The sequence below is a fragment of the Erythrobacter sp. NFXS35 genome, from assembly GCF_040148725.1.
GTDB lineage: Bacteria > Pseudomonadota > Alphaproteobacteria > Sphingomonadales > Sphingomonadaceae > Erythrobacter.
Genome location: NZ_JAGDEB010000002.1, coordinates 510,086 through 535,596, shown reverse-complemented (window position 1 = coordinate 535,596; position 25,511 = coordinate 510,086). Strand labels below are relative to the sequence as shown.

23 protein-coding genes and 1 tRNA gene are annotated in these 25,511 nt (G+C 65.0%); 23 read left to right on the top strand and 1 reads right to left on the bottom strand.

Annotated elements, in window-relative coordinates; genetic code table 11:
• Positions 1–24 precede the first annotated feature (24 nt).
• The 14 genes from pepN (at position 25) to J3454_RS10090 (ending at position 17,165) form a co-directional block, all read left to right on the top strand.
• On the top strand, positions 25–2,676 hold the full coding sequence (pepN, locus tag J3454_RS10155; protein WP_349513643.1) for an aminopeptidase N: 2,652 nt from the start codon (positions 25–27) through the stop codon (positions 2,674–2,676).
• Positions 2,669–3,430, top strand: coding sequence for a peptidoglycan editing factor PgeF (pgeF, locus tag J3454_RS10150; RefSeq protein ID WP_349513642.1), 762 nt, complete (start codon positions 2,669–2,671; stop codon positions 3,428–3,430). Before pepN ends, pgeF begins: the two co-directional genes overlap by 8 nt.
• Positions 3,431–3,655: 225 nt before the next feature.
• Complete coding sequence (gene petA, locus J3454_RS10145; RefSeq protein ID WP_349513641.1) at positions 3,656–4,219, top strand: ubiquinol-cytochrome c reductase iron-sulfur subunit; 564 nt, start codon at positions 3,656–3,658, stop codon at positions 4,217–4,219.
• Positions 4,220–4,288: 69 nt separating this feature from the next.
• Positions 4,289–5,659, top strand: coding sequence for a cytochrome b (locus J3454_RS10140; protein ID WP_349513640.1), 1,371 nt, complete (start codon positions 4,289–4,291; stop codon positions 5,657–5,659).
• A gap of 54 nt (positions 5,660–5,713) precedes the next feature.
• Complete coding sequence (locus J3454_RS10135) at positions 5,714–6,571, top strand: cytochrome c1 (protein ID WP_349513639.1); 858 nt, start codon at positions 5,714–5,716, stop codon at positions 6,569–6,571.
• 90 nt (positions 6,572–6,661) lie between these two features.
• Positions 6,662–7,213 carry an adenine phosphoribosyltransferase gene (locus J3454_RS10130; protein WP_349513638.1) on the top strand — a complete coding sequence of 184 codons (552 nt, stop codon included), beginning with the start codon at positions 6,662–6,664 and terminating at the stop codon, positions 7,211–7,213.
• A gap of 167 nt (positions 7,214–7,380) precedes the next feature.
• Entirely contained in the window at positions 7,381–10,254 is a 2,874-nt protein-coding gene (locus J3454_RS10125; RefSeq protein WP_349513637.1) for a monovalent cation/H+ antiporter subunit A, read from the top strand.
• Positions 10,251–10,622 (top strand): Na+/H+ antiporter subunit C, encoded by a 372-nt coding sequence (locus J3454_RS10120; protein ID WP_296721228.1) that lies wholly within the window; start codon positions 10,251–10,253, stop codon positions 10,620–10,622. Before J3454_RS10125 ends, J3454_RS10120 begins: the two co-directional genes overlap by 4 nt.
• Positions 10,619–12,142, top strand: a complete 1,524-nt coding sequence (locus J3454_RS10115) for a monovalent cation/H+ antiporter subunit D (RefSeq protein WP_349513636.1) — start codon at positions 10,619–10,621, stop codon at positions 12,140–12,142. The genes J3454_RS10120 and J3454_RS10115 overlap by 4 nt, the downstream gene beginning before the upstream one ends.
• On the top strand, positions 12,139–12,627 hold the full coding sequence (locus tag J3454_RS10110) for a Na+/H+ antiporter subunit E (protein ID WP_349513635.1): 489 nt from the start codon (positions 12,139–12,141) through the stop codon (positions 12,625–12,627). The genes J3454_RS10115 and J3454_RS10110 overlap by 4 nt, the downstream gene beginning before the upstream one ends.
• Complete coding sequence (locus tag J3454_RS10105; RefSeq protein WP_349513634.1) at positions 12,624–12,893, top strand: K+/H+ antiporter subunit F; 270 nt, start codon at positions 12,624–12,626, stop codon at positions 12,891–12,893. The genes J3454_RS10110 and J3454_RS10105 overlap by 4 nt, the downstream gene beginning before the upstream one ends.
• Entirely contained in the window at positions 12,890–13,303 is a 414-nt protein-coding gene (locus J3454_RS10100; protein WP_349513633.1) for a Na+/H+ antiporter subunit G, read from the top strand. The genes J3454_RS10105 and J3454_RS10100 overlap by 4 nt, the downstream gene beginning before the upstream one ends.
• 98 nt (positions 13,304–13,401) lie before the next feature.
• Positions 13,402–15,519, top strand: coding sequence for a S9 family peptidase (locus tag J3454_RS10095; RefSeq protein ID WP_349513632.1), 2,118 nt, complete (start codon positions 13,402–13,404; stop codon positions 15,517–15,519).
• 116 nt (positions 15,520–15,635) lie between these two features.
• Positions 15,636–17,165 carry a spinster family MFS transporter gene (locus J3454_RS10090; protein ID WP_349513631.1) on the top strand — a complete coding sequence of 510 codons (1,530 nt, stop codon included), beginning with the start codon at positions 15,636–15,638 and terminating at the stop codon, positions 17,163–17,165.
• A gap of 50 nt (positions 17,166–17,215) precedes the next feature.
• Here the strand turns inward: J3454_RS10090 and J3454_RS10085 are convergent.
• Positions 17,216–17,290: transfer RNA gene (locus tag J3454_RS10085), tRNA-Thr, on the bottom strand.
• A 123-nt stretch (positions 17,291–17,413) separates the two neighbouring features.
• Here J3454_RS10085 and J3454_RS10080 point away from each other — a divergent pair.
• The 9 genes from J3454_RS10080 (at position 17,414) to J3454_RS10040 (ending at position 25,412) form a co-directional block, all read left to right on the top strand.
• Entirely contained in the window at positions 17,414–17,584 is a 171-nt protein-coding gene (locus tag J3454_RS10080; RefSeq protein ID WP_349513630.1) for a hypothetical protein, read from the top strand.
• A 34-nt stretch (positions 17,585–17,618) separates the two neighbouring features.
• A complete protein-coding gene (gpmA, locus tag J3454_RS10075) occupies positions 17,619–18,305 on the top strand; it encodes a 2,3-diphosphoglycerate-dependent phosphoglycerate mutase (protein WP_349513629.1) in 687 nt (228 codons plus the stop codon).
• On the top strand, positions 18,305–18,796 hold the full coding sequence (gene purE / locus J3454_RS10070; RefSeq protein WP_349513935.1) for a 5-(carboxyamino)imidazole ribonucleotide mutase: 492 nt from the start codon (positions 18,305–18,307) through the stop codon (positions 18,794–18,796). Before gpmA ends, purE begins: the two co-directional genes overlap by 1 nt.
• Positions 18,796–19,863 carry a 5-(carboxyamino)imidazole ribonucleotide synthase gene (locus tag J3454_RS10065; RefSeq protein WP_349513628.1) on the top strand — a complete coding sequence of 356 codons (1,068 nt, stop codon included), beginning with the start codon at positions 18,796–18,798 and terminating at the stop codon, positions 19,861–19,863. The genes purE and J3454_RS10065 overlap by 1 nt, the downstream gene beginning before the upstream one ends.
• A 20-nt stretch (positions 19,864–19,883) precedes the next feature.
• Positions 19,884–20,375: a dihydrofolate reductase gene (locus J3454_RS10060; RefSeq protein WP_502878589.1), complete on the top strand. Its 492-nt coding sequence runs from the start codon at positions 19,884–19,886 to the stop codon at positions 20,373–20,375.
• Positions 20,375–21,316 carry a bifunctional riboflavin kinase/FAD synthetase gene (locus J3454_RS10055; RefSeq protein ID WP_349513626.1) on the top strand — a complete coding sequence of 314 codons (942 nt, stop codon included), beginning with the start codon at positions 20,375–20,377 and terminating at the stop codon, positions 21,314–21,316. Before J3454_RS10060 ends, J3454_RS10055 begins: the two co-directional genes overlap by 1 nt.
• 112 nt (positions 21,317–21,428) lie before the next feature.
• Positions 21,429–24,449 (top strand): isoleucine--tRNA ligase, encoded by a 3,021-nt coding sequence (gene ileS / locus J3454_RS10050; protein WP_349513625.1) that lies wholly within the window; start codon positions 21,429–21,431, stop codon positions 24,447–24,449.
• Complete coding sequence (lspA, locus tag J3454_RS10045; RefSeq protein WP_349513624.1) at positions 24,446–25,006, top strand: signal peptidase II; 561 nt, start codon at positions 24,446–24,448, stop codon at positions 25,004–25,006. Before ileS ends, lspA begins: the two co-directional genes overlap by 4 nt.
• Positions 24,999–25,412, top strand: coding sequence for a DUF3035 domain-containing protein (locus J3454_RS10040; RefSeq protein WP_349513623.1), 414 nt, complete (start codon positions 24,999–25,001; stop codon positions 25,410–25,412). The genes lspA and J3454_RS10040 overlap by 8 nt, the downstream gene beginning before the upstream one ends.
• The last annotated feature ends 99 nt before the right edge of the window (positions 25,413–25,511 follow it).

Below are 25,511 nucleotides of genomic sequence, written 5' to 3'. Positions count from 1 at the left end.
CCGAATCAACCTAAATCGGCTGCTATGGACATCGCAACCACCCCGACGAACCCCGAAGGCAACCCCGAACTTGCGGATGCCGCGCCCAGTCCGCAGCAGCCGCCCGTCATCCTGCGTGAGGATTATCGCCCGTTCGGCTGGTTGATCCGGGAGGTCTCACTGCATTTCGATCTCGGCGTCACGCGCACCCGCGTGCGCGCCGAACTGGCTGTTCAGCGCAACGCCCGTGCCGACCGGGCGGATATGATCCGCCTCAACGGGGATAGCCTCAAGCCGGTGTCCGTCGTGGTCGACGGCGCAGCTGCCGACTGGCGCATGGACGGGGCCGATCTGATGGTGCCGTTGCACGGCGACAGTCACCTGATCGTTATCGAAACCGAAATCGATCCCAGCGCCAATACCCAGCTGATGGGCCTCTATGCCTCGGGCGGGATGCTGTGCACCCAGTGCGAGGCCGAGGGCTTCCGCCGCATCACCTTCTTCCCTGATCGGCCCGACGTGCTGTCGGTCTATACCGTGCGCATGGAAGGCCCGAAGGCAGCTTTCCCGGTGTTGCTGTGCAACGGCAACAAGGTGGCCGAGGGGGAGGGCGAGGACAGCACCCACTGGGCCGAATGGCACGATCCTTGGCCCAAGCCGTCCTATCTGTTCGCGCTGGTGGCGGGCGATCTGGTGGCGAACTCCAAGCCCTTCACCACCCGCTCGGGCCGTGAGGTCGAATGCAATATCTGGGTACGGCCCGAAGACCTCGCCCGCACCGACCACGCGCTCGAATCGCTCCACCGCTCGATGAAGTGGGACGAGGAAACCTTCGGCCGCGAATACGACCTCGATCTCTACAACATCGTTGCGGTCAGCGACTTCAACATGGGGGCGATGGAGAACAAGGGGCTCAACGTCTTCAACACGAAATACGTGCTGGCCGATCCCGACACGGCCACCGACGCCGATTTCGACGCGGTCGAGGGCGTTATCGCCCACGAATATTTCCACAACTGGTCGGGCAACCGCGTGACCTGCCGCGACTGGTTCCAGCTCAGCCTCAAGGAAGGCTTCACCGTGCTGCGCGACCAATTGTTCAGTCAGGACATGCGCGGCGAGGCGGTCAAGCGGATCGAGGATGTGCGCATTCTGCGCGCGGCGCAGTTCCCCGAGGATGCGGGGCCGCTCGCCCACCCGATCCGGCCCGACAGCTACCGCGAGATCAGCAATTTCTACACCGCGACCGTCTATAACAAGGGCGCAGAGGTGATCCGCATGATGCGCTCGATGGCGGGGGTCGATCGCTTCCGGGCCGGCACCGACCTTTATTTCGATCGCCATGACGGCGAAGCGGCCACCTGCGAGGATTTCGTCAAGGCGATCGAGGACGGGGCGGGGATCGATCTTGGTCAGTTCCGCCGGTGGTATTCGCAGGCCGGCACCCCGCGCGTTAACGTGTCGCAGGCGGTCGAAGGCGGCAGCCTGACCCTCACGCTCAAACAGCGAGTCCCCGCCACCCCCGGACAGCCCGACAAGCTGCCGATGCCCATCCCGCTCAGGGTTGCAGTGCATTTGCGGGCCACGGGCGCACTCGGCGCCGAGCAACTGATCGTCCTGACCGAAGCCGAGCAGAGCTTCACCCTGCCGCTGGCCGGCCCCGATCCGGTCGTGTCGATAAATCGCGGCTTCACCGCTCCGGTGGTGATCGACCGCACACTGGCGCGCGAGGACCTCGTGTTCCTCGCCGCCTACGACGATGATCCCTTCGCCCGCTACGAAGCGTTGCAGGAGCTTGCCGTCGGCCACCTCGTCGCACAGGCGCGCGGGGAAGCGCCCGGCGATGGCGAAAGCGCGGTCGTCGGGGCGTTCCGCGCGATCCTGACGGACACTGATCTCGATGATTCGATGCGCGGCGAATTGATGGTGTTGCCGTCGGAAACCTATCTGTTCGAGGTGATGGCGAGCGGCGACCGCAAAGCCGACCCCGGCGCGATCCATGCAGCTCGCGAAGGACTGAAAGCCGCCATCGGCATCGGGCTGGCCGACGAACTGGACGCGCTCCATGCGCGAACCAGTGCGGTTGCGCTGGACGATCCGGCAGGGCGCGGGGCGCGCAAGGTCAAGACGCAAGCGCTCGCCCTGATCGCCGCCGCCGATCCCGCCCGCGCCGCCACGCTCGCCGCGCAGCAATATGACGCTGCCGACAATATGACCGACAGGCAGGGTGCGCTGATGGTCCTGTGTGGGCTCGACTGCCCCGAACGCGCGGAGCGGCTCGCCGCGTTCCATAATCGCTATCGCGACAATGCGTTGGTCGTGGACAAGTGGTTCACCTTGCAAGCGCTATCGCTCCACCCGGATGTGATCGCGCAGGTGCGCGAATTGGCGCAGCACCCTGACTTCACCTTGCGCAATCCCAACCGCGTGCGCTCGCTCCACATGGCGTTTGCGGGCAATCCGCAAGGTTTCCATGATGCGAGCGGTGAAGGCTATCGGATGGTTGCTGACGTGATCCTCGCCCTCGATCCGATCAACCCGCAGACTGCAGCGCGGTTCGTGCCCTCGCTGGGACGTTGGCGGAGGATCGAGCCGGGCCGGGCGGCGCTGATGAAGGCGGAGCTGGAGCGCATCGCGGCCGCAGGCAACCTGTCGCGCGACACGTTCGAACAGGTCAGCCGCAGTCTCGATGGATAAAGGCACCCCCTTCGCGATCGAGCGCAGTGCCGTTCTGGAAGGGGTGCGCCACGGCTTTTTCGGCAGCGCGGGCGGCGCGCACCAGTTCGGATTCGGCGGGCCGGGTGATGCGCAGGCGGTGCGGGCCCTGCGCGCAGCGGCAGCGGAAGCGATTCGGCCCGGCGGCCGAATCGCCGCGCCGCATCAGGTGCATTCGCCCGATGTGGTGGTCGTCGACGCTGGCTGGGACGACGCCGCAGCGGGCCGCCCCGTCGCCGATGCGGTGGTAACCGCAACTCCCGGTATCGTGCTGGGGATCGTCACCGCAGACTGCGGGCCGGTGCTTTTCGCCGACGCGGAGGCGGGTGTGGTGGGTGCGGCCCATGCGGGCTGGCGCGGTGCGGTGGACGGGGTGATCGAGAATACGGTCGCCGCAATGGAAAGCCTCGGCGCGCGGCGCGGACATATCGCTGCCGCACTCGGGCCGACCATCGCACAGCCGAGCTACGAGGTCGATGCGCCGTTCTTGGCGTGCTTTCAATCTGAAGATAAACGCTTTTTTGCCGACGCAGGCATGCGCGTCGGGGCGCGCCGCTGGCACTTCGATCTCCCCGGCTACATCACCACCCGGCTGGAGCAGACAGGCATCATCAAAATTGCTGATCTTGGCCGGGATACTTTTTCTCATGTCGTGCGTTACCATTCGCATCGCAGGGCCAAGCAGGCGCGCGAGGCGGATTATGGCAGGCAGATCAGCATGATCGCGCTTGATTGACCCCGCCTTGCGCAAGGGCGAACGGGTCTTGTTCAAAACACGGTTGGTTTTTCGCTGGATTGCCGTTAATTGCCCCCACGCTGCGGGCGAGGTGCACGAACAAAAGCACCCCGCATCTCGGCAGGATCAATCGACGGACTCTTATGGGGCAAAAGCCCCGCCACTGAAACAGCACGCCGCGCAGAGCGTTTCTCCGGCGCGGCAAGACGAGCAGGGTAAGACACAATGGCTTCTGACACGGCCGCTATCAGCGACACGGGCACCGAAGACGGCGTCCGCCGCCGCGACTGGATTCACATTGCCGCACTCAGCACGGCCGGCGTCGGCGCCGCATCGGTGCTGATCCCGTTGATCACCCAGATGGCCCCTTCGGCAGATGTGCTCGCCGCCAGCACCACCGAAGTCGATGTCAGCGCGATTCAGCCCGGACAGGGGATCAAGGCGGTGTTCCGCAAGCAGCCGCTGTTCGTCAAGCGACTGACGCCCGAGGAAATTGCGTCTGCCAAGGCTCAGGACGCGGCCGACATGCGCGATCCCCAAACCCTCGCGGAGCGTACCAAGGAAGGCCACGAAGACATTCTGGTCACCATGGGCGTTTGCACCCACCTCGGCTGCGTGCCGCTGGGCGCGGCCGAAGGCGAGAACAAGGGTGAGTTCGGCGGCTATTTCTGCCCCTGCCACGGTTCGCACTACGATGTCGCAGGCCGCATCCGCAAAGGCCCGGCGCCGCTCAATCTGCTGGTGCCGGAATACGAGTTCACCTCCGACGCCGTCATCCGTGTCGGCTGAGCTTTCGTAGCTGAACGACAACGATAATCGTCCCGATCTGACCATTTCGATCAAACCCGAGAGAACGCCATGAGTTTTGCCTGGGCCAAGCAGTATGAACCGCAGTCCGCTTTCACCAAGTGGATCGACGAGAAATTGCCGCTTCCGCGGCTCGTCTACAATGCGGTCGGGGCCGGTTATCCGGTGCCGCGCAACCTTAACTACATGTGGAATTTCGGCGTGCTCGCCGGGTTCTTCCTGGTGGTGCAGATCGTCACCGGCGTTGTTCTGGCGATGCACTACGCGGCGAATGCGCAGGTCGCGTTCGGCACGGTCGAACACATCATGCGCAACGTCAACTATGGCTGGATGCTGCGCTACGCCCACGCAAACGGGGCGAGTTTCTTCTTCATTGTCATCTACCTGCACATCTTCCGCGGCCTGTTCTACTCGTCCTACAAGGCGCCGCGCGAGATGATCTGGCTGCTCGGCGTGGTGATCTTCCTGCTGATGATGGCGACCGCCTTCATGGGTTACGTGCTGCCGTGGGGCCAGATGAGCTTCTGGGGCGCGCAGGTGATCACCGGCCTGTTCAGCGCACTTCCGCTGATCGGCGAACCGCTGCAGGTGTGGCTGCTGGGCGGGTTCGCGCCGGACAACGCCGCGCTCAACCGCTTCTTCTCGCTCCACTTCCTGTTGCCCTTCGTGATTGCGGGCGTAGTGATCCTGCACATCTGGGCGCTGCACATTCCCGGTTCGTCCAACCCGACCGGCGTCGAAGTGAAGCAGGAAAGCGACACGGTTCCGTTCCATCCCTATTACACATCGAAGGACGGGTTCGGGCTCGGTGTCGTGCTGATCCTGTTCACCACCTTCGTGTTTTTCCTGCCGAACGTTCTGGGGCACCCGGACAACTACATCGAAGCGAACCCGCTCTCGACCCCGGCACACATCGTTCCGGAATGGTACTTCCTGCCGTTCTACGCGATCCTGCGTGCCTTCACCGGTGACCTTGCGCTGTTCGGAATCACCTTCGTTCCGGCGAAGCTGCTGGGGGTGATTGCGATGTTCGCCTCGATCCTGGTGTGGTTCATCCTGCCATGGCTGGACAAGAGCCCGGTCCGTTCGGGCCACTATCGCCCCATGTTCCGCCGGTTCTTCTGGTTCGGCCTGATCCCGACGATGATCGTTCTGACCATCTGTGGCGGCGCTCCGGCAGAAGAGCCCTATGTGATCCTCAGCCAGGTGGCGACGGCATATTACTTCCTGCACTTCCTGGTGATCCTGCCGATCATCAGCCAGATCGAAGTGCCCAAGCCCCTGCCCTTCTCGATCACCGAGGCGGTGATCGGCTCGGACAAGCCCGGCACCACGTCAGGCGGCGGCAAGGTCGATCCGGAAGGTGTGGTTCAGGGCCTGCCCGGCACTTCGTCCGATGGTTCGCTGCAACCGGCCGAGTAATCGGCCGGCCTCAGCCCCAAGCAATTTGACCCGATAACGAGAAAGAGTTCGGTCATGACTATTCGTCTCGGAGGCATCATTGTCGGCCTCGCCATCACCGCAATTCTGGTGCTGTGGTCGCTGGTTCCTGGCTTCATCAATTTCGCCTTCGGCCCGCCGGCTGAAAAGCAGGCATCCTATGCCTTCTACGAGCACGGCGACGGTCCGGAAGGCGGCTTCGCGTTCGACGGCCCGCTCGGCACCTGGGACGTCGCCCAGTTGCAGCGCGGCTATCAGGTCTACAAGGAAGTCTGCTCGGCCTGCCACGGCCTGAAGTTCGTGGCGTTCCGCAACCTCCAGCAGCTCGGTTACACCGAAGCCGAAGTGGATGCCGAGGCGGCTAGCTGGACTGTGCCGGGGATCGACCCGAACACCGGTGAAACGACCACCCGCCCGGGCGAGCCGACCGACTTTTTCCCCAAGCCGTTCGCCAATGACATCGCGGCCGCCGCGGCCAACAACAACGCGATCCCGCCCGACCTTTCGCTGATGACAAAGGCGCGCGGTGATGGGTCGAACTACGTCTATGACCTGCTGACCGGATACGGCGAGCCTGACCCTGAACTGGCAGCGAAGGTGGGCTTCGAAACCCCTCCCGGCCTGTATTTCAACGAGCACTTCCCCAACGTGAACATCGCCATGGCGCCGCCGTTGGTGATCGATGGCCAGGTGTCCTACGCCGATGGCACCGAAGCAACCGTCCCGCAGATGTCCAAGGACGTTGCCGCTTTCCTGACCTGGACCGCCGAACCTTCGCTGGTGCAGCGCAAGCAGACAGGCTGGTTCGTGATCGGCTTCCTTATCTTCGCGACGGCGCTGGCCTTCCTGTCCTACAAGCAAATCTGGGCAGGCATGAAGCCGAAGAAGAAGTAAGCTTCCCTCGCGCGTTCGATACGGGCGCCCCGTCATCCCTTGCGGATGGCGGGGCGCTCTGCTTTTACGGTGACAAAGGGGCCTTACGACATGACCGCACCGCATCTCTCCCGCGAACAGCTCAAGGCGCTGGTGCGCACCATCCCTGACTTCCCGCACCCCGGAATCCAGTTCCGCGACATCACCACCTTGATCGGCCATCATCAGGGCATGGCGGCGAGCGTGCACCACCTTGCCCAGCTGGCAGACAGCGCAGGGGCACACAAGATAGCCGGAATGGAAGCGCGCGGCTTCATCTTCGGCGCAGCCGTGGCAGTGCAGCTCGGCATCGGCTTCGTTCCTGTGCGCAAGCCCGGCAAGCTGCCGATGCAGACTATCGGCATCGACTATGCGCTGGAATACGGCAGCGACCGGCTGGAGATAGATCCGGGCGCGATCGAACCGGGGCAAAGGATCGTGATGGTCGACGATCTCATCGCCACCGGGGGCACCGCGCTTGCCTCGGCCGAACTCCTGCGAAGGGCCGGAGCCGTGATCGAACACGCGCTGTTCGTGATCGACCTGCCCGATCTTGGCGGAGCGGCCCGCTTGCGAGAGGCGGGAATTGACGTGTGCACGCTGATGGAATTCGAAGGCGACTGACCGATCACGCGCACAGAGGCGGCAACCTGCCCCGGGAACACCGCAGACAAACGGCACGTTTGGTGCAAGCGCTTGTCCTGTGACAAAAGCCTCGTCTATGGCAGGCGCACGCGCAACAGACGCGATCGCAACGTCAATTCTGGCAAAAAGGGCCACCGGAACCGCCAATGGCTTATGCCTTGACGCTATTTACACTGGTGGCGCTGCCCTTTGCCGCCGCCCTTGTGATCGCGCTTGTCGCGAACGGGTCGCGTGCGCTCCACTCCGGCATCGCTGCTGCGGCAAGCGCTGCAGGCTTGATCCTGCTGGCGAGCATGGCCGGGCCGGTGATCGGCGGCGCGGTGCCTTCCGCCACGGTCAGCTGGGTGCCGACGCTGGGGCTGGACCTGACCCTGATGGTCGATGCCCTCGGCCTGATGTTTGCCGGGCTGATCCTCGGCATCGGCCTGCTGGTGGTGATCTTCGGGCATTTTTACCTCTACAAGGGCGAGGCGACCGGGCGCTTTTTCGCTAGCCTGATGCTGTTTCAGGGTGCGATGCTGGGCATCGTGCTGGCGGGCAATGTCCTGCTGCTGCTGGTTTTCTGGGAGCTGACCAGCCTCTCGTCCTTCCTCCTCATCGGGTTCTGGCAGCACAAGGCCGAAGGGCGGCAGGGCGCGCGCATGGCACTCGCGGTGACCGGCGGCGGTGGGCTGGCGCTGATCGGGGGCATGGTGCTGCTCGGGCTGGCGGCAGGATCGTTCGACCTTGCCACGATTCTCGAACGCGGTGCGCAGGTTCAGGCCTCGCCGCTCTATCCGGTGCTGCTGGGCCTGATCCTGATCGGGTGCTTTACCAAGTCGGCGCAGTTCCCGTTCCATTTCTGGCTGCCGCACGCGATGGCCGCACCGACCCCGGTGAGCGCCTATCTGCATTCCGCGACGATGGTGAAGGCGGGCGTGTTTCTGCTCGCGCGGCTGTGGCCGGTGCTGGCGGGGACGGAAGCCTACACCGTGATCGTCAGCAGCGTCGGTCTGATCACGATGGTGTTCGCCGCCACCGTGGCGCTGTTCCGGCATGATCTGAAAAGCATCCTCGCATATTCCACCATCAGTCAACTGGGCCTGCTGGTGATGCTGCTCGGCTTTTCGCTGGAGATGGCGGCGCTGGCGGCGGTGCTGCACATCCTCAACCATGCCGCGTTCAAGGCGGCGCTGTTCATGGTCGCAGGCATTGTCGACCACGAAACCGGCACGCGCGATATCCGGCGGCTGGGCGGGCTGGCCAAGGCGATGCCGGTGACAGCGCTGATCGCGACACTCGCGGCGGCTTCGATGGCGGGGCTGCCACCGATGGGCGGGTTCATTTCCAAGGAGCTGATGCTCTACGAAACGCCCAATATCGCGCTGTTCGGCCTGCCGTGGCTGGTGCCGCTGCTGGCCACTGTGGGCGCGACCTTCTCGGTCGGTTATTCGCTAAGGCTCGCATGGCACCTGTTCTTCGGCCAGCCGCGCAAGGCGGAGCCGCACGAACGCGCGCATGATCCGTCCGTCGGCATGTGGGCACCTTCCGCGCTGCTGACAGCGCTGGCTGTGCTGCTTGGCCTCGTGCCGATGCTGCTGGCCGGGCCGCTTGTGGGCGCGGTGACGGGCGCGGTGATCGGCGGCGCAGCGCCCGAATTCGATCTGGCGCTGTGGCACGGGGTCAATCTGGCGCTGATCCTCAGCATGATCGCGGTCGCGGGCGGGGTCTTGCTGCTGTGGCGGCACGCAGGCTTGCTCAGGGCGTGGGACAGCATCGCACACAGCGATGCCAAGCGCATGTTCGAAACCACCTTGGCCTTCGCCGATATCTGGGTGCGCAAGGCCATCGTCGCCGTCCACACGCCTTCGCTCCAGCGAATGCTGCTGATGACCTTCGGGGTGGTGGTGGCCTTCATCATCGATGGCGCGCTGGAAGGCGGCGGGGCAATCACAGGGGTGCAGCCGGGCATTCCCGCTTCAGCGCCCGCAATCGTCGCCTGGGCGCTGATGATCGCGGCGACGGCGGCGGTGGTGAACGATTCGCGCCAGCGTTTCCGGGTGCTGATCTATATCAGCGTGATCGGGCTGGTGGTCAGTCTTGCCTTCGTGCGCTTCTCGGCGCCCGATCTGGCGCTGACCCAGATTTCGGTCGAGGTGGTGACGATCCTGCTGCTGCTGCTCGCGCTCAACCTGCTGCCCAAGGCACCGCCGCTGATCTCCTCCTCCCCGCGCAAGTGGCGCGACGGCGCGCTGGCGACGGCCGGCGGCGTGTTGATCGGCGGGTTGGCCTGGGCGATGCTCACGCGCGGCGCGGGGGAGACGATTTCCGCCTTCCATCTCGCCAACTCCAAACCCGGCGGCGGCGGCACCAATGTCGTCAACGTCATCCTGGTCGATTTCCGCGCCTTCGATACGCTGGGCGAGATCATCGTGCTGGGCATTGCCGGCCTAGCCATCTTCGCTCTGCTCGACAGCGCCGCGCGCGGCAGTGCCGGCGCGCGGCTCGCCCGCTGGCAGGAAGATATGCCCCATTCGCCCGAGAGCCACCCGATGATGTTCGTCATGGCCAGCAGGATCGCCCTGCCGTTGACGCTGACCGTGGGCATCTACCTGTTCCTGCGCGGCCACAACCAGCCCGGCGGCGGGTTCATTGCCGCGCTGGTGGTGGCGATCGCCTTCCTGCTGCAATATCTCGCAGCAGGCTATGACTGGACCGACCGGCGGCGGCGGTTCAGCGAGCACCGGATGATCGCGTGGGGCGTGCTGGTGGCAATGGCGACTGGATTGGGTGCAATGGCATTCGGCGCGCCGTTCCTCACTTCGACCTTCGAATATTTCACCCTGCCGCTGATCGGCACCTTCGAGCTGGCGAGCGCGATGCTGTTCGATACCGGCGTGTTCCTGACGGTGCTGGGCGCGGTCTTGCTTGCGCTCGCGCAGTTGAGCCACATTTCCCAGCGCGCCGCCCGCGCCTATGCCGAAGGGCTGGATGCCGAAACTGGCGAACCGGACGACGCGGCGCAGGGGGTTGCGCCATGACCTACGAATTCCTCGTCGCCAGCGCGATCGGCGTATTGGTGGCAGGCGGCATCTATCTCGCCTTGCGCGCCCGCACCTTTCAGGTGGTGCTGGGCCTCACGCTGTTTTCCTATGCGGTGAACCTGTTCCTGTTCGCCTCCGGGCGGCTGGTGCTGAACCGCCCGCCGATCTGGGACAAGGCAGTGACCGAATATACCGATCCGCTGCCGCAGGCGCTGGTGCTGACCGCAATCGTCATCACCTTCGGCATGACCGCATTCGTGGTGATCCTCGCGCTGCGCAGCTTCCTCGAAACCGGCAGCGACCATGTCGATGGCGACAATGTGCCGTGCGACGGGGATGATGGCGAAGCGGGGAGAGGCGAATGACGCTTGTCGATCATCTCCCGGTCCTGTCGATCGCAATTCCGGCGGTGGCGGCGCCGTTCACCCTGCTGTTGATGCGCCGCCATCCGGGCTGGGCGATCGGGGTCGCCTTCACCTCGTCCGCGGCGATGCTGGGGTGCGCGCTGGCGCTGCTCGCACAGGCGGGTGATGGCACTGTTCAGGCCTACGCGCTGGGCGGATGGCCCGCGCCGTTCGGCATCTCGCTGGTGGCAGACCGGCTCGCGGCGATCATGCTGACGCTGGCCGCCACGCTGGCGCTGATCGCGCTGCTGCACGCGGTCGTCACCGGAGCGGACCGCAAGGGCTGGCATTTCCACCCGCTGTTTCAGTTCCAGCTGATGGGGTTGAATGGCGCATTCCTGACCGGCGACCTGTTCAACCTGTTCGTGTTCTTCGAAGTGCTGCTGATCGCCTCCTACGGCCTGCTGCTGCACGGGCAAGGACCAGCGCGGCTGAAGGCGGGGGTGCAATATGTGGTGGTCAATCTGGTCGGATCGTCGCTGTTCCTGATCGCGCTGGGCCTGCTTTATGCGCTGACCGGCACGCTCAACATGGCTGACATGGGGCTGCGCGTGGCAGCGCTCGCGCCCGAGGATCAGGGGCTGATCCGCATCGCCGCCATGCTGCTGGCATCGGTGTTCGCGATCAAGGCGGCAGTGGTGCCGCTGCACCTGTGGCTGCCGCGCACCTATGATGTGGCGACGCCGGCGGTGGCGGCGCTGTTTGCAATCATGACCAAGGTCGGGGTCTACTCGCTGGTCAGGGTCGTGCCGCAGGTGTTCGGTGAGGGTGCCGGGGCGGCCGCCTGGGCGCCTGCACCGTACCTGCTCCCAGCGGCGCTGGTGACGGCGGCAGTCGGCTTCGCGGGCGTGTTCGTCGCCCGCACATTGTCCGAACAGGCATCATACGCGGTGATCGGATCGACCGGTACGCTGCTGATCGCGGTGGCAGGCTGGCAGGAAGCGACGCTGGGCGCGGCGCTCTATTACCTCGTCCATTCGACGGTTGCCGGGGCGGCGCTGTTCCTTGTCAGCGACATCGTGGCGCGGCGGCGGGCGGGCTTTACGGATAACTGCAGCCCCGGCCCCGATTTCGCCGACCGGCAAGGCGTGGGTCTGATCTTCATGGCCGCCGCCATCGCGGTGACCGGCCTGCCGCCGCTGTCGGGCTTCATCGGCAAGCTGCTGATCCTGACATCGGTGACGGGCCTGACGAACTGGGGCTGGTCGTGGGGCGTGATCCTTGTCACCACGCTGATCGGGGTGATCGGCTTTGCCCGCGCGGGCAGTGCGATTTTCTGGAAGGCCGCCGAAACCGAAGGCAAGGGCGCGACCGAAACTTTCGCCCGCACCGATATGGCCCCCGCCATGATCGCGCTGGCGCTGCTGGCAGCGCTATCCGCTGGGGCAGGCTGGGCCACTGCCTACGCTGAAGCCGCCGCAGCGCAGGTGCTCGATCCTGCTATTGCCGCACGCGCGGTGCTGGGGGAGAACGGCTCATGATGAACCGGCTGATCCCCCATCCCGGCCTGTCGGCGCTGCTGGTGATTATGTGGGTGGTGATGGTCAACGACCTCACCTTCGGCGCGCTTTTTCTCGGGCTGATCTTCGGTCTGTTTGTACCGCTGTTCACCGCCGCCTACTGGCCCGGCCGGCCGAAGGTGAAATTCGCCGTCGGTTTCGCCTATATCGGCCTTGTGCTGTGGGACATCATCGTAGCCAATTTCGAAGTCGCGGCGATCATCCTGTTCAAGCCCAATCACAAACTCCAGCCCGCCTGGTTGTCGATCCCGCTCGATCTCGATACGCCCGAAGCAATCACCGTGTTCGCCGGCACCATCAGCCTCACACCGGGCACGGTCTCCGCCGACGTCTCGGCCTGCGGCACTTGGCTGTTGGTGCACGCACTTCACGCGCCCGATCCCGCCGCAGAAGTGGCGCGGGTCAAGCAGCGCTACGAAGCGCGGTTGAAGAGGGTTTTCGCATGATCGAATATGCTCTCGCTTTCGCATTCGTGGCGTTGGCCATCGCTCTGGCCATGAACCTGTGGCGACTGCTGCGGGGGCCGGGCGTGGGCGACCGCATCCTCGCGCTCGATACGATGGTGATCAACGCAATCGGGATCATCGTGCTGGCGGGGATTGCCGACGGTTCGGGCACCAGCTTCGAAGCGGCGATGCTGCTGGCGATGGTCGGCTTCGTCGGCACGGTCGCCTACTGCAAATTCCTTTTGCGCGGAGACATCATCGAATGATCGGGAATTTCGCCTTCGCCGAACTGCTCGCCAGCGCGCTGATCGTGCTTGGAGGCGCCTTCGCGCTGATCGGCAGCTGGGGGCTGGTGCGCCTGCCTTCGCTGATGGAGCGGCTGCACGGGCCGACCAAGGCCAGCACGTTGGGGCTGGGCGGGATGCTGCTGGGATCGGTGGCGTTCTTCCAACTGGTCGAGGGCGCGTGGACGACCCACGAATTGCTGGTGTCGGTGTTCCTGTTCGTCACCGCCCCAATTGCCGCCAACATGATCGCCAAGGTGCATCTGCATCAGCTCAAGCTGGGAAAGACGCCCGGCCCGGCAGGCCCGCCGGCCGAACCGGGGCCGGACAGTTTGTGGGCGACCTACGAGGCCCCGCACGAAGGCACGCCCGGCTGCTTCGCCGAGGACTAGGCAGTCAGCGCCGCCCTGCCGGACGGTGAGCGATTGACCCTCCGGCAATGCCGCCCCACAAGGCTTGCCGAAGAATAATCTGCCGAGGAGACGGATGAATGCCCCAGCCGTGGGTCGCAATTGCACTCGCCCCTGTATTCGCCCCAGTGTTCGCTTTCGCGCTCGCGCCGGTATCCGCGTCCGCCCAGTCACAGGGCGCCGACACTGATGCCAGCGTGCCCGCCGGGCCGGAGCGGCGCTTTACCGCGCAGGACCTGTTTCATCTTTCCTCCGCCGCCGATCCGCAGATCAGCCCGGATGGCAGCCGCATCGCGTATGTCCGGCGCAGCCATGACATCATGGCGGACCGTGCGCGCTCCGCGATCTGGCTGATCGACACGCGCACCGGCGAGGAAATGCCGCTGGCGGGCGGCCCAGATGGCGATGCCTTCGCGCCGCGCTGGTCGCCCGATGGCACCCGGCTGGCCTATGTCTCCAGCCGCAGCGGCGGAGCGCAATTGTGGGTCAAGTGGCTGAAGGGAGGCGAGGCGGTACGCCTGACGGGGCTGCCGCAAAGCCCGTCCAACATCACTTGGTCGCCCGATGGCAACATGATCGCCTACACCATGCTGGTTGCGAACGAGGGGCTGACGCTCGGCTCACCCCCGTCCGGCAAGCCCGAAGGCGCTGAATGGGCAGAACCGCTGGAGGTCTACGACCTCATCACCTACCGCGCCGACGGGGCGGGATACCTGAAGCCGGGTTTCGAGAAAATCTTCACGATCCCGGCCACCGGCGGCGCGCCGCGTCAACTGACCTTCGGCGATTATCATGACGGGGGGCCGCTCGCCTTTTCACGGGATGCAAGCCGGCTGTATTTCAGTGCCAACCGCCAGCCCGACTGGCAGACCGATCCAGTCGAAAGCGAAGTCCACGCGCTCGATATCGCCAGCGGGAACATCACCGCGCTCACCAGCCGCGACGGGCCGGATCACAGCCCGCGAGTCTCGCCCGATGGCAGGCTGATCGCCTTTTTGGGCTTCGACGATGCGGGCCGCGCGTATGAGGATGACGATCTCTACGTGATGGCGCCTGACGGCACCGGTCGCCGCAATCTCACCGAAAGCTGGGGTTTCAGCCCCTCCGGGATCGTCTGGGATGCCGATGGCAAGGCGATTTACGCGCAATACGACGTCAGCGGCGAGGTGCGCGTTGCACGTATCGGTCTCGACGGGTCGATCCGCGACGTGGTGGAAGGCGTCACCGGCGGCGGGCTCGACCGGCCCTATACCGGCGGCAGTTTCTCGGTCGCGGCCAATGATGCGATTGCCTTTACCGGCGGCGAACCGACTTTCCCCGCCGAAGTGCGCCTGACGAACGCGGGCAAGGCACGCATGCTGACCGACCTCAACGCATCGCTCCGCAGCGTCAAGACGATGGGCACAGTGCGCAAGATCACCGCGCAATCGAGCCACGATGGGCTTGCAATCGAAGGCTGGCTGACCTTGCCGCCCGGTTATATCGAAGGCACACGCGTGCCGCTGATCCTCGAAATCCACGGCGGGCCATTTGCCGCATACGGCCCCCATTTCGCCACCGACAACCAGCTTTACGCCGCCGCAGGCTATGCCGTGCTGTCCGCCAATCCGCGCGGATCGACCAGCTATGGCGAGGATTTCGCCAACCGGATCGACAAGGCCTATCCCGGCAATGATTACGACGACCTCATCAGCATCGTCGACGCAGCGATCGCGCAGGGCGTGGCTGACCCCGATGCCCTGTTCGTCACCGGCGGATCGGGCGGCGGGGTGCTGACCAGCTGGATCGTCGGCAAGACCAATCGCTTCAAGGCCGCGGTGACACAGAAGCCGGTCATCAACTGGACGACGCAGGTGCTAACCGCCGACAACGCAGCGTACTTCGGGCGCTACTGGCTTGGCATGCAGCCTTGGGAGAATCCCGAATTCTACTGGCAGCAATCGCCGCTTTCGCTGGTGGGCAATGTCGAAACCCCGACGCTGGTAGTGGTCGGCGCGGAGGATTACCGCACCCCGGTGAGCGAATCCGAGCAGTATTACACCGCGCTGCGCCTTCGCGGCGTGCCGACCGCGCTGGTCAAGGTACCCGGCGCAAGTCACGGCAGCATCGCCGCCCGCCCTTCGCAAAGCGCGGCCAAGGCGGCGGCGATCCTCGCCTGGTTCGAAAAGTACAAGGACGGCTGGACACGGCCGGAATAGGCCTGCCAAGTCAGGGGTGCGGCGTTGGGGGCTTTACCTCCGCGGCCGATGCCCCGAAGGTGACAGCTGCGTAAAAGGCCCGCGCGAAACGACGCGGGCTTCGGGAAGGGATCGAGATGGCGCATTCGAGCGTGGCACCGCCGCTGCGGAAAGGCACGGCGGCCGACGGATTTGGCTCCGCAGGTTACCGGGGCTATGTGCTCGGCACACTGCTGGTGGTCTACATCTTCAATTTCATCGACCGCACCATCGTCAACATCCTGACCGAGCCGATCAAGCGCAGTTTCGGGCTTGAAGACTGGCAGATGGGGCTGCTCGGCGGTCCGGCCTTCGCGGTGCTCTACACCTTCCTCGGTATCCCGATCGCGCGGCTGGCGGAGCGGCACAACCGCGTCATCATCATCGCATCCGCGGTCGCGATCTGGAGCCTGTTCACCGCTTTGTGCGGGTTTGCGGTGTCGTTCCTCACATTGTTCCTGTTCCGCATCGGCGTCAGCATTGGCGAGGCCGGCTGCACCCCGCCTGCTCAATCGCTGATCGCCGACTATTTCAAGCCGTCGAGCCGCGCCACGGCGGTTTCGATCTATGCCCTCGGCGTGCCTTTGGGCGGGATGATGGCTTCGATCTTCGGCGGGCAGCTGGCCGGGCTCGACGGAGCGGCTTTCGGAGCATGGGTCAATGCCGCCGGCCTGGGCTGGATGTTCGGAAGCCTCGATTGGTCGCAAGTCGAAGGCTGGCGCGTCGCCTTCGTCGTCGTAGGCCTGCCGGGGCTGCTGTTGTCACTGCTGGTCTGGCGCTCCGTCAAGGAACCGCCGCGCGGCTATACCGATCCGGCGGCGCTGCAGGGGCTGGCGCGCGCCAGTTTCGGTGAGGCGCTGGGCGTGCTGATGAAGAAGCCCGCCTATCGCCAGGTGGTGATGGGCGCGACGGTAGCGTCCTTCGTCGGTTACGGGATCGGACAGTTCACCACATCGTTTTTGATCCGCACCCACGAGCTGTCGATCGGCGATGCCTCGCTGTTGTTCGGGATCATTCTGGGCGTGATGGCGGCGATCGGAGTGTTTGCTTCCGGGTGGCTGGCCGACCGGATGTCGGTACGCTATCCCAAGGCGCTGTCATGGCTGCCCGCCATCGGCATGGGAGCATCCGTGCCGCTATATGTTTTCGGGTTCCTTGCCGACAGCCTGTGGTACGCCATGCCCGCGCTGATGATCGCGGCGATGATCCACTATTTCTACCTTGGCCCGATGTATGCGGTATCGGGCGGCGTGGTCGACAGCCGGATGCGCGCGACCGCGGTGGCGATCACGTTGTTCGTGGTCAATCTGCTGGGTTACGGGCTCGGCCCGCTGGTGATCGGCATCCTCTCGACCGTGCTGAAGTCGATGTTCCTCGGCGGAGCAGATGCCGCACTGACGCTGGAGGCGTGCAAGCCGCTGCTGGCGTTGACGCCCGATGCGCGGGCAGTGTTGGCAGGCACCGAACTGCAACGGCTCACCGCCTGCGCCAGCGCCGAGGCGCGCGGCCTGCAATGGTCGATCGTGATCTTCGCCTGCGGTTATGGCTGGGCGGCGCTGCATTACCTGCTGGCCGGACGCACGCTGCTGACCGACATGATAGCGCATAATGCGCAGCCAGCGAAGTAACGGAGGTTTTGCCGAAACACCGGTAAACCATTCCCGCCGTCGTGCGGGAATGGTGCTGCTGGGGAGGATTGAACTCCCGACCTCACCCTTACCAAGGGTGCGCTCTACCACTGAGCTACAGCAGCGCCGGTATGGGCGCGCGCTATTGTCGCGCGGGCGGGCAATGTCAAGCGCAGGCTTTTCGTCCGCGCGATCTACTGACGCATTGCCACTTGAGCGCATCGCTGCTTACCGGCAAGGAGTTGCCCATGAATGAAGGCAGCGCCAAGAATGGGTCGCGCGAGGAACGGCTCGCGGCAAAGCTGCGCGAAAACCTGCGGCGCAGAAAGGCGCAGGCCCGCGCAGCGTCAGGCGCACCGGACGAATCGGATGGGCCTGCGCCGACAGAATCACTTCCCAATCCGCCGCGCGGTAGCTAACCCCCCGCGCTCCACCGCAGAGACGAAAGCCGCCATGCCCAAGCTCATCCTCGTTCGCCACGGCCAGAGCCAGTGGAACCTCGAAAACCGCTTCACCGGCTGGTGGGATGTCAATCTGACCGATCAGGGCGTGGCTGAAGCCAAAGCGGCAGGCGTGCTGCTGAAAGATCGGGGCGTGCTGCCGACCCGCGCTTTCACCTCGCTCCAGACCCGCGCGATCCTGACGCTGCATCTGGCGCTGGAACAAGCCGGTCGGCTGTGGATTCCGGAGATCAAGGACTGGCGGCTGAACGAGCGCCACTATGGCGGGCTGACCGGGCTGGACAAGCAGGAAACCCGCGAGAAGCACGGCGACGAACAGGTGCACATCTGGCGCCGCAGTTTCGACGTGCCGCCGCCCGAAATGGAAGCCGGAAGCCCGTTCGATCTCGCATCCGACCCGCGCTATGCCGGGATCGACATCCCGCGCACCGAAAGCCTCAAGCTGACGATTGAACGCGTGCTGCCCTATTGGAAAGCTGCGATCCTGCCGGTGCTGGCAAGCGGCGAGACAGTGATCATTTCCGCCCACGGCAACAGCTTGCGCGCGCTGGTCAAGCACCTGTCGGGCATTTCGGACGATGACATCACCGGCCTCGAGATTCCCACCGGGCAGCCGATCATCTATGACTTCGATGCGAACATGGTGCCGGGGACGCGCTATTACCTGAAGGACGCATGATGGATACCACGGGGGGACGCGTCGCGATCGTCATGGGCAGCCAGTCGGACTGGCCGACCATGAAAGCCGCAGCCGAGGTGCTCGACGAGCTGGAAGTGCCCCATGAGGCGCGAATCGTCTCCGCCCATCGCACCCCCGACCGGATGACTGCATTCGCCAAGGGGGCCGAGGGCGAAGGCTTCGATGTCGTCATCGCGGGCGCGGGCGGCGCGGCGCATCTCCCCGGAATGATCGCCAGCATGACCCACCTGCCGGTGCTGGGCGTGCCGGTGCAGTCGCGGGCGCTGTCGGGCATGGATAGCCTGCTCTCGATCGTGCAGATGCCTGCGGGCATCCCCGTCGGTACGCTCGCAATCGGAGAGGCGGGCGCCAAGAACGCCGCGCTGCTGGCTGCCGCGATCCTCGCGCTGTCGGACAAGGACCTATCCGAACGCCTGCAGGATTGGCGCGCCGCCAAAAGCGCCGCCGTGGCCGAAACGCCGGAGGATTGATGCTGCTCCCCGGCTCCACCATCGGCATTCTCGGCGGCGGCCAGCTGGGCCGGATGATGGCGATGGCCGCGATGCAGCTGGGCTACCGCTGCATCGCCTATGCCCCGCCGGGCGACAATGTCGCGGCCGATGCCTGTGTCGACTTTTTTGAGAACGGCTGGGGCGACCGCGCAGCGCTCGCCGCCTTCGCCGCGAAGTGCGATGTTGTGACCTGGGAGTTCGAGAACGTCCCGCTGAGCGCCGTCGCCGCCATCCCCGACCACCTGCTCGCCTGCCCTCTGCGCGCGTTGGAAGTGGCGCAGGACCGGCTGAACGAGAAAGGCTTCATCGCGCAGCTGGACGGTAGGTCGGCACCCTATGTGCGGGTCGAGAGCGACGGGGACTTCGCCCGCGCGCTGGAACAGATCGGCACCCCCGGCATCCTCAAGACCGCGCGCGAAGGTTATGACGGCAAGGGCCAGTGGCGCATCGCCTCGGCCCACGAGGCTGGCGGCGTGCGCTTTCCGGGGCAGGCTTGCATCTACGAAGGGCTGGTCGCGTTCGAGGCCGAGTTCTCCGTGATCCTCGTGCGCAACCGCGAGGGCGAGGTGCAGTTCTGGGATTCGACCGCGAACCATCATGAAGGCGGGATGCTCGCGCAATCGCTGCTGCCTGCGGGCGCGGCGATCGAGGCGCAGGTGCCCGCCGCCCGCGAACTCGCGGCAAAAACGGCGCAGGCGCTCGGCTATGTCGGTGTGCTGACGCTCGAATTCTTCGCCACCGCGCAAGGTCCGGTGTTCAACGAGATGGCCCCGCGGGTGCACAATTCGGGCCACTGGACCATCGAAGGCGCAGCCACCAGTCAGTTCGAGAACCACATCCGCGCCATCGCCGGTCTGCCGCTGGGGGCGACCGCGACCCGCTTCGCCAGCATCGACATGCGCAATATCGTCGGCGAGGATGCCTTGTCCGCCCACGCCATTCTCGCCGAGGCGGGCGAGCCGCACCTGCACCTTTATGGCAAGCGCGAGGCGCGTAGCGGGCGCAAGATGGGCCATGTCACCCGCGTGGGGCACGCGCTGCCGTGAACACCCCAGCCGCGCCTGAAATCGTTCTGATCTATGCCCGCGCCGCCAATGGCGCTATCGGCAACCGGGGCGACCTGCCGTGGCGGCTGCCCGCCGATTTGAAGCGGTTCAAGGCGCTGACGATGGGCAAGCCTATGGTGATGGGCCGCAAGACCTTCGAAAGCCTGCCCGGCCTGCTGCCCGGCCGCCGTCATATTGTCCTGACCCGGCGCGAGCGCTGGGATCACGAAGGCGCGGAACTGGCGCATGATCGCGATACGGCGCTGGCTTTGGCCAGGGCGGACAACGAGACAGGCGAAATCGCGGTTGTCGGCGGCGCGGCGATCTTCGACGTGTTCATGCCGCTCGCGCACCGGATCGAGCTGACCCAGATCCATGCCGATTATCCGGGCGATACCTTCATGTCCGAACCGGGGCGCGAATGGGCGGAAGTGGCGCGTGAGGATCATGGTGCGGAAGGCGACAAGCCGGCTTTCTCCTTCGTAACCTACCGCCGCAGGGACCCGGCCTGATGCGCTGGCTCGATCACCGCGACCCTGTGCCCGGCGCGCTGCGCGGCGCGGTCATCGCGCTCGGCAATTTCGACGGGTTTCATCGCGGCCATCAGGCGGTGGCGGGCGAAGCGATTCGCTGGGCGCATGCCGAAGGTCGCCCCTCGATCATCGCCACCTTCGATCCGCATCCGGTGCGCTTCTTCAAGCCGGACGTGCCGCCGTTCCGGCTGACGACGCTGGAGCAGCGGCAGGAACTGTATCTCGAAGCTGGCGCGACCGCGATGCTGGTGTTCCACTTCGACGCCGATCTGGCGGGCACCAGCGCCGAGGATTTCATCGCACAAATCCTGATCGAGCGTTTCGGCGCGCACGGCTTGGTGACGGGCGGCGATTTCACCTTCGGCAAAGGTGCGAAGGGCAATGTCGACCTGCTGCGCACGCTCGGCGGCGAACTCGGCCTCGAATCGCGGGTGGTCGAGCCGGTCGCGGGCGCAGGCGCAGTCGTGTCCTCCAGCCGCATCCGCGAGGCACTGCGTGACGGCGACCCGCAACTGGCGGCGCAATTGCTCACACGGCCTTTCGCGATCCGCGGCATTGTCGAACACGGCGACAAGCGCGGGCGCACCATCGGTTATCCCACTGCAAACGTCGCGATCGACAGCTACCTGCGTCCGAAATATGGCATCTACGCCGTGACGGGCCGGATTCTGGCCACCGGCGAAGTGCTGCAAGGCGCGGCGAATATCGGCATCCGTCCGCAGTTCGAACCGCCCAAGGAGCTGCTGGAACCGTTCTTCTTCGATTTCTCCGGCGACCTGTATGGGCAGGAGATCGAAGTCGCATTCCACCATTTCCTGCGCGGCGAGGCAAAGTTCGACAGTCTCGATGCGCTGATCGAACAGATGGACAGGGATTGCGAGCGGGCGCGCCGATTGCTTGCTTCGTCATTGCGAGCGTAGCGCGGCAATCCAGAGCGGCACGCACTGCGCTCTGGATTGCCGCGTCGCCTTCGGCTCCTCGCAATGACGAGTCTTTGCAGTCGCAGCACTTACCGCTAAGGCCCCGCGCAACATGACAGACGAAACTAAGCGCGATTACCGGGACACCGTCTTCCTGCCGAAGACCGATTTCCCGATGAAGGCCGGCCTTCCGCAGAAGGAGCCGGGCATTGCCGCGCGCTGGGAGCAGATCGGGCTGTATAATGCCCTTCGCACCGCCCGCCGGGGCCGCGAGAAGTTCATCCTCCACGATGGCCCGCCCTACGCCAATGGCGACATGCATATCGGCCATGCGCTGAACCATATCCTGAAAGACATGGTATGCCGGACGCAGAACCTGCTGGGCAAGGACGCGCCTTACGTGCCGGGCTGGGATTGCCACGGCCTGCCGATCGAATGGAAGGTCGAGGAGCAGTATCGTAAGAAGAAGCTCAACAAGGACGAGGTTCCGGCCAAGGAGTTCCGCGCCGAATGCCGCGCCTACGCCCAAAACTGGGTGAACGTGCAGCGCGAGCAGCTCAAGCGGCTCGGCATCATGGGCGATTGGGACCACCCCTATCTCACCATGGACCCGCAGGCCGAAGGCACGATCGTCGCCGAGCTGCTGAAGTTTGCCGAGGCCGGAAACCTCTATCGCGGCTCCAAGCCGGTGATGTGGTCCCCGGTTGAAAAGACCGCCTTGGCCGAGGCGGAGGTCGAATACGAGGACATCACTTCGACCCAGATCGACGTGGCGTTCGAGATTGTTGAGTCGCCGATTGCGGAACTGGTCGGCGCGCACGCGGTGATCTGGACGACGACACCGTGGACGATCCCGGTTAACCAGGCTTTGGCCTATGGGCCGGAGGTTGAGTATACAATTATCAGCCTCCGGGGAGCTGGCTTCCATGCCGATGAGCCCGATCCAATCGACATCACTGCGCATCCGCTCTTCAAGTTCCTGAAGTATGGGAAGTTCTTGGTCGCTAAGGAGTTGCTCGGTCAGTTTATGAATCGAGTGACTTTTGCTTTCTCGAAGGCCTCTGAAGAGGTCTATCGAGACAAAGAGAAGGCCAAGCCCTTCTTCGAGTATTCTGCTGACACTATCAAAGGGTCCGACCTCGCCGGCACCCTCGCCCGCCACCCGATGCACGCATTGGGCGGGTTCTACGCGGCCCCGCGCCCGCTGCTCCCCGGCGACTTCGTCACCACCGATAGCGGCACTGGCCTCGTCCACATGGCACCCGATCATGGCGAGGACGACTTCGACCTCTGCAAATCGGCCGGCATCGCCCCCGTCTTCGCGGTGATGGACGACGGGCGCTACCGCGACGACTGGGGCTGGCTGGGCGCTGCCGACGAGCGCCGCATGAGCGTCATCAACCCCAAGTTCAACGCGCCCGACGGCCCGATCTGCTCCGACCTGCGCGAAACCGGCGCACTGCTCGCCGCGAGCGCGGATTACGCGCATTCCTACCCGCATTCATGGCGCTCCAAGGCCAAGGTGATCTTCCGCTGCACGCCGCAATGGTTTGTGCCGATGGACCGCGTAATGGACTGGATCGAACCCAAGAGCGCCGCAGACAAGCGCTGGGAATCCGAAGGCGGCGCGATCGACCCCTCAGAAGAAACCCTCTGCGCCTCGCCCACACTGCGTGAACGCGCGGTCGAGGAAATCGCCCGCGTTGAATTCATCCCCGAGAAGGGCCGCAACCGCATCGGCGCGATGGTCGAGGGGCGGCCCGACTGGGTGCTCAGCCGCCAGCGCGCATGGGGCGTGCCGATCACGCTGTTCGTGCGGCCCGATGGCACCTATCTTCAAGACCCTGAAGTCAACGCCCGCATCGTCGCAGCCGTCATGCAGGAAGGCGTCGATGCGTGGGACGAGGCGCGCAAGGCGGAATATCTTGGGCCCGATCACAACCCCGAAGACTTCGAGATGGTCACCGACATTCTCGACGTCTGGTTCGATAGCGGCTGCACCCATGCCTTCGTGCTGGAATCCGGGCGCTGGCCTGACCTGACATGGCCCGCCAACCTCTACCTCGAAGGCAGCGACCAGCATCGCGGGTGGTTCCAGTCCTCGCTGCTGCAGAGCTGCGCCACGCGGGGCCGCGCGCCTTACGATCAGGTGCTGACCCACGGCTTCACAATGGATGCCAAGGGCAAGAAGATGTCCAAGAGCCTCGGCAACACCATCAGCCCGATCACGGTTATGGAGCAGACCGGCGCGGACATCATCCGCCTGTGGGCGCTGAGCGTCGATTTCACCGAAGATCACCGCATCGGCGATGAAATCCTGAAAGGTGTGGGCGACCAGTACCGCAAGCTGCGCAACACCTTCCGCTATCTGCTGGGGGCGCTGGACGGCTTCGTCGGCGATATGAGCGACGGCGGGGAACTGCCGGAGCTGGAGGTCTATGTCCTTGCGCTGCTCGCCGAACTCGACGGGAAGCTGAAGGCGGCGGCAGAAAGCTACGATTTCAACCTCTACACCCGCCTGCTGGTCGATTTCTGCAACGAGGATCTCAGCGCGTTCTTCTTCGATATCCGCAAGGATTCGCTCTATTGCGACGGGCCCGGCAGCACCACGCGCAATGCCTATCGCACCGTGCTCGACCTGCTGTTCCACGCCCTGGTGCGCTACGCCGCGCCGGTGCTGGTGTTCACGGCAGAGGAAGTGTGGCTGACCCGCTATCCGCAGGACGGCGAAGCCGACGAGGAAGGCCAGCGCGGCAGCGTCCACCTGCTCGAATGGCCGAGCGTGCCGGGCGTGCCGGTCGACGGCGCCAAATGGGCGATGCTGCGCGCCCTGCGTGAGCGGGTCAACGAAGCGATTGAACCGCTGCGGCGCGACAAGACCATCCGCTCCAGCCTCGAAGCCGAAGTGGTTGTGCCCGCCAGCGCCGTGCCCGAAGGCGTCTCGGACGCACAACTCGCCGAGCTGTTCATCACCGCGACAGTCACGCGCGGGCAGGGCGACGGCGTGATCGTGACCAAGACCGCCCACCACAAATGCGGCCGCTGCTGGCGGCTGCTGCCCGATGTGGCCGACGATGGCGCATTGTGCGGCCGGTGCGATGATGTGGTGGCGCAGCTGGACGTGGTCGCATGAGCGCGCTTCTCACCCGCAACCGCCTGATCGGCCTCGCCATTGCGGCGTTCATCGCGATTATCGATCAGGTGGTGAAATGGTACGTGATCGGCCCGCTGGCGCTGCGGCAGGTCGGCAATATCGACCTGCTGCCGTTCTTCGATCTCACCTACACCGAAAATCGCGGCATTTCGCTGGGTATGCTGCAGGCGACCAATATGGAAACCCGCTGGCTGCTGGTGCTGATGACAGCGGTGATCGCGCTCGTGGTGCTGGTGTGGATGCTGCGCGAAAAGGCGATGGGCGACATTTTCGGCCTTGCGCTGATCCTCGGCGGGGCGGTGGGGAACATCCGTGATCGGTACGACTTGGGCTATGTCATCGACTATGCCGACTTTCATATCGGGACATTCCGCCCGTTCCTGATCTTCAATATCGCCGACGCCGCGATTACCATCGGCGTCGTCATTATCCTTGCCCGCAGTCTGTTCGTGCGCGACAAGGAGGAAACCGAAACCAGCGTGCCGCCTCCGGAAAAACCGGATGCGCGGCCCCGTGGAGAGCCAAGTGATGCGTAACCTCAAGCCTCTTATCCTGCTGGCCAGTGCTTCGGCGATGCTGGCAGCCTGCGGCGGCGGCGGCGGTGTGTTCAACCGCGAGCGGCCCGATGAATTCGCGGTGCAGCGGCAGGCCCCGCTGGTGGTGCCGCCCGACTTTACCCTCACCCCGCCCGCCCCCGGCGCGCCGCGTCCGGCTGAAGGGACTGCGTCCGAGCAGGCCCTGGAAGCGCTGTTCGGCGGCCCCGCCCCGCGCAGCCGGATCGAAGCCAGCCTGATCGACCGTGCCGGCAGCGCCGCGCCGGGTATCCGCAGCACAGTGGGCGACACCGGCACCAACACCGTTGCCAAGGGCCGCACCACTCGCGACATCATCGCCGCGCCCGAAGGCGACGGGCAGTCGGCGACGACGGTGATACCGTCTTGATTGTTCCGCACGCCGTCCGGCGTGCGAAATCCTCGCTCATGCGATCTGAAGATCGCGTCGCTGCGGGCGCGCGGTCGCGCTTGCGGTCGCTTCGCGACC

Coding starts and splice junctions, on each gene's coding strand:
- pepN (WP_349513643.1), top strand. CDS start 25: ATGGACATCGCAACCACCCCGACGAACCCCGAAGGCAACCCCGAACTT.
- pgeF (WP_349513642.1), top strand. CDS start 2,669: ATGGATAAAGGCACCCCCTTCGCGATCGAGCGCAGTGCCGTTCTGGAA.
- petA (WP_349513641.1), top strand. CDS start 3,656: ATGGCTTCTGACACGGCCGCTATCAGCGACACGGGCACCGAAGACGGC.
- J3454_RS10140 (WP_349513640.1), top strand. CDS start 4,289: ATGAGTTTTGCCTGGGCCAAGCAGTATGAACCGCAGTCCGCTTTCACC.
- J3454_RS10135 (WP_349513639.1), top strand. CDS start 5,714: ATGACTATTCGTCTCGGAGGCATCATTGTCGGCCTCGCCATCACCGCA.
- J3454_RS10130 (WP_349513638.1), top strand. CDS start 6,662: ATGACCGCACCGCATCTCTCCCGCGAACAGCTCAAGGCGCTGGTGCGC.
- J3454_RS10125 (WP_349513637.1), top strand. CDS start 7,381: ATGGCTTATGCCTTGACGCTATTTACACTGGTGGCGCTGCCCTTTGCC.
- J3454_RS10120 (WP_296721228.1), top strand. CDS start 10,251: ATGACCTACGAATTCCTCGTCGCCAGCGCGATCGGCGTATTGGTGGCA.
- J3454_RS10115 (WP_349513636.1), top strand. CDS start 10,619: ATGACGCTTGTCGATCATCTCCCGGTCCTGTCGATCGCAATTCCGGCG.
- J3454_RS10110 (WP_349513635.1), top strand. CDS start 12,139: ATGATGAACCGGCTGATCCCCCATCCCGGCCTGTCGGCGCTGCTGGTG.
- J3454_RS10105 (WP_349513634.1), top strand. CDS start 12,624: ATGATCGAATATGCTCTCGCTTTCGCATTCGTGGCGTTGGCCATCGCT.
- J3454_RS10100 (WP_349513633.1), top strand. CDS start 12,890: ATGATCGGGAATTTCGCCTTCGCCGAACTGCTCGCCAGCGCGCTGATC.
- J3454_RS10095 (WP_349513632.1), top strand. CDS start 13,402: ATGCCCCAGCCGTGGGTCGCAATTGCACTCGCCCCTGTATTCGCCCCA.
- J3454_RS10090 (WP_349513631.1), top strand. CDS start 15,636: ATGGCGCATTCGAGCGTGGCACCGCCGCTGCGGAAAGGCACGGCGGCC.
- J3454_RS10080 (WP_349513630.1), top strand. CDS start 17,414: ATGAATGAAGGCAGCGCCAAGAATGGGTCGCGCGAGGAACGGCTCGCG.
- gpmA (WP_349513629.1), top strand. CDS start 17,619: ATGCCCAAGCTCATCCTCGTTCGCCACGGCCAGAGCCAGTGGAACCTC.
- purE (WP_349513935.1), top strand. CDS start 18,305: ATGGATACCACGGGGGGACGCGTCGCGATCGTCATGGGCAGCCAGTCG.
- J3454_RS10065 (WP_349513628.1), top strand. CDS start 18,796: ATGCTGCTCCCCGGCTCCACCATCGGCATTCTCGGCGGCGGCCAGCTG.
- J3454_RS10055 (WP_349513626.1), top strand. CDS start 20,375: ATGCGCTGGCTCGATCACCGCGACCCTGTGCCCGGCGCGCTGCGCGGC.
- ileS (WP_349513625.1), top strand. CDS start 21,429: ATGACAGACGAAACTAAGCGCGATTACCGGGACACCGTCTTCCTGCCG.
- lspA (WP_349513624.1), top strand. CDS start 24,446: ATGAGCGCGCTTCTCACCCGCAACCGCCTGATCGGCCTCGCCATTGCG.
- J3454_RS10040 (WP_349513623.1), top strand. CDS start 24,999: ATGCGTAACCTCAAGCCTCTTATCCTGCTGGCCAGTGCTTCGGCGATG.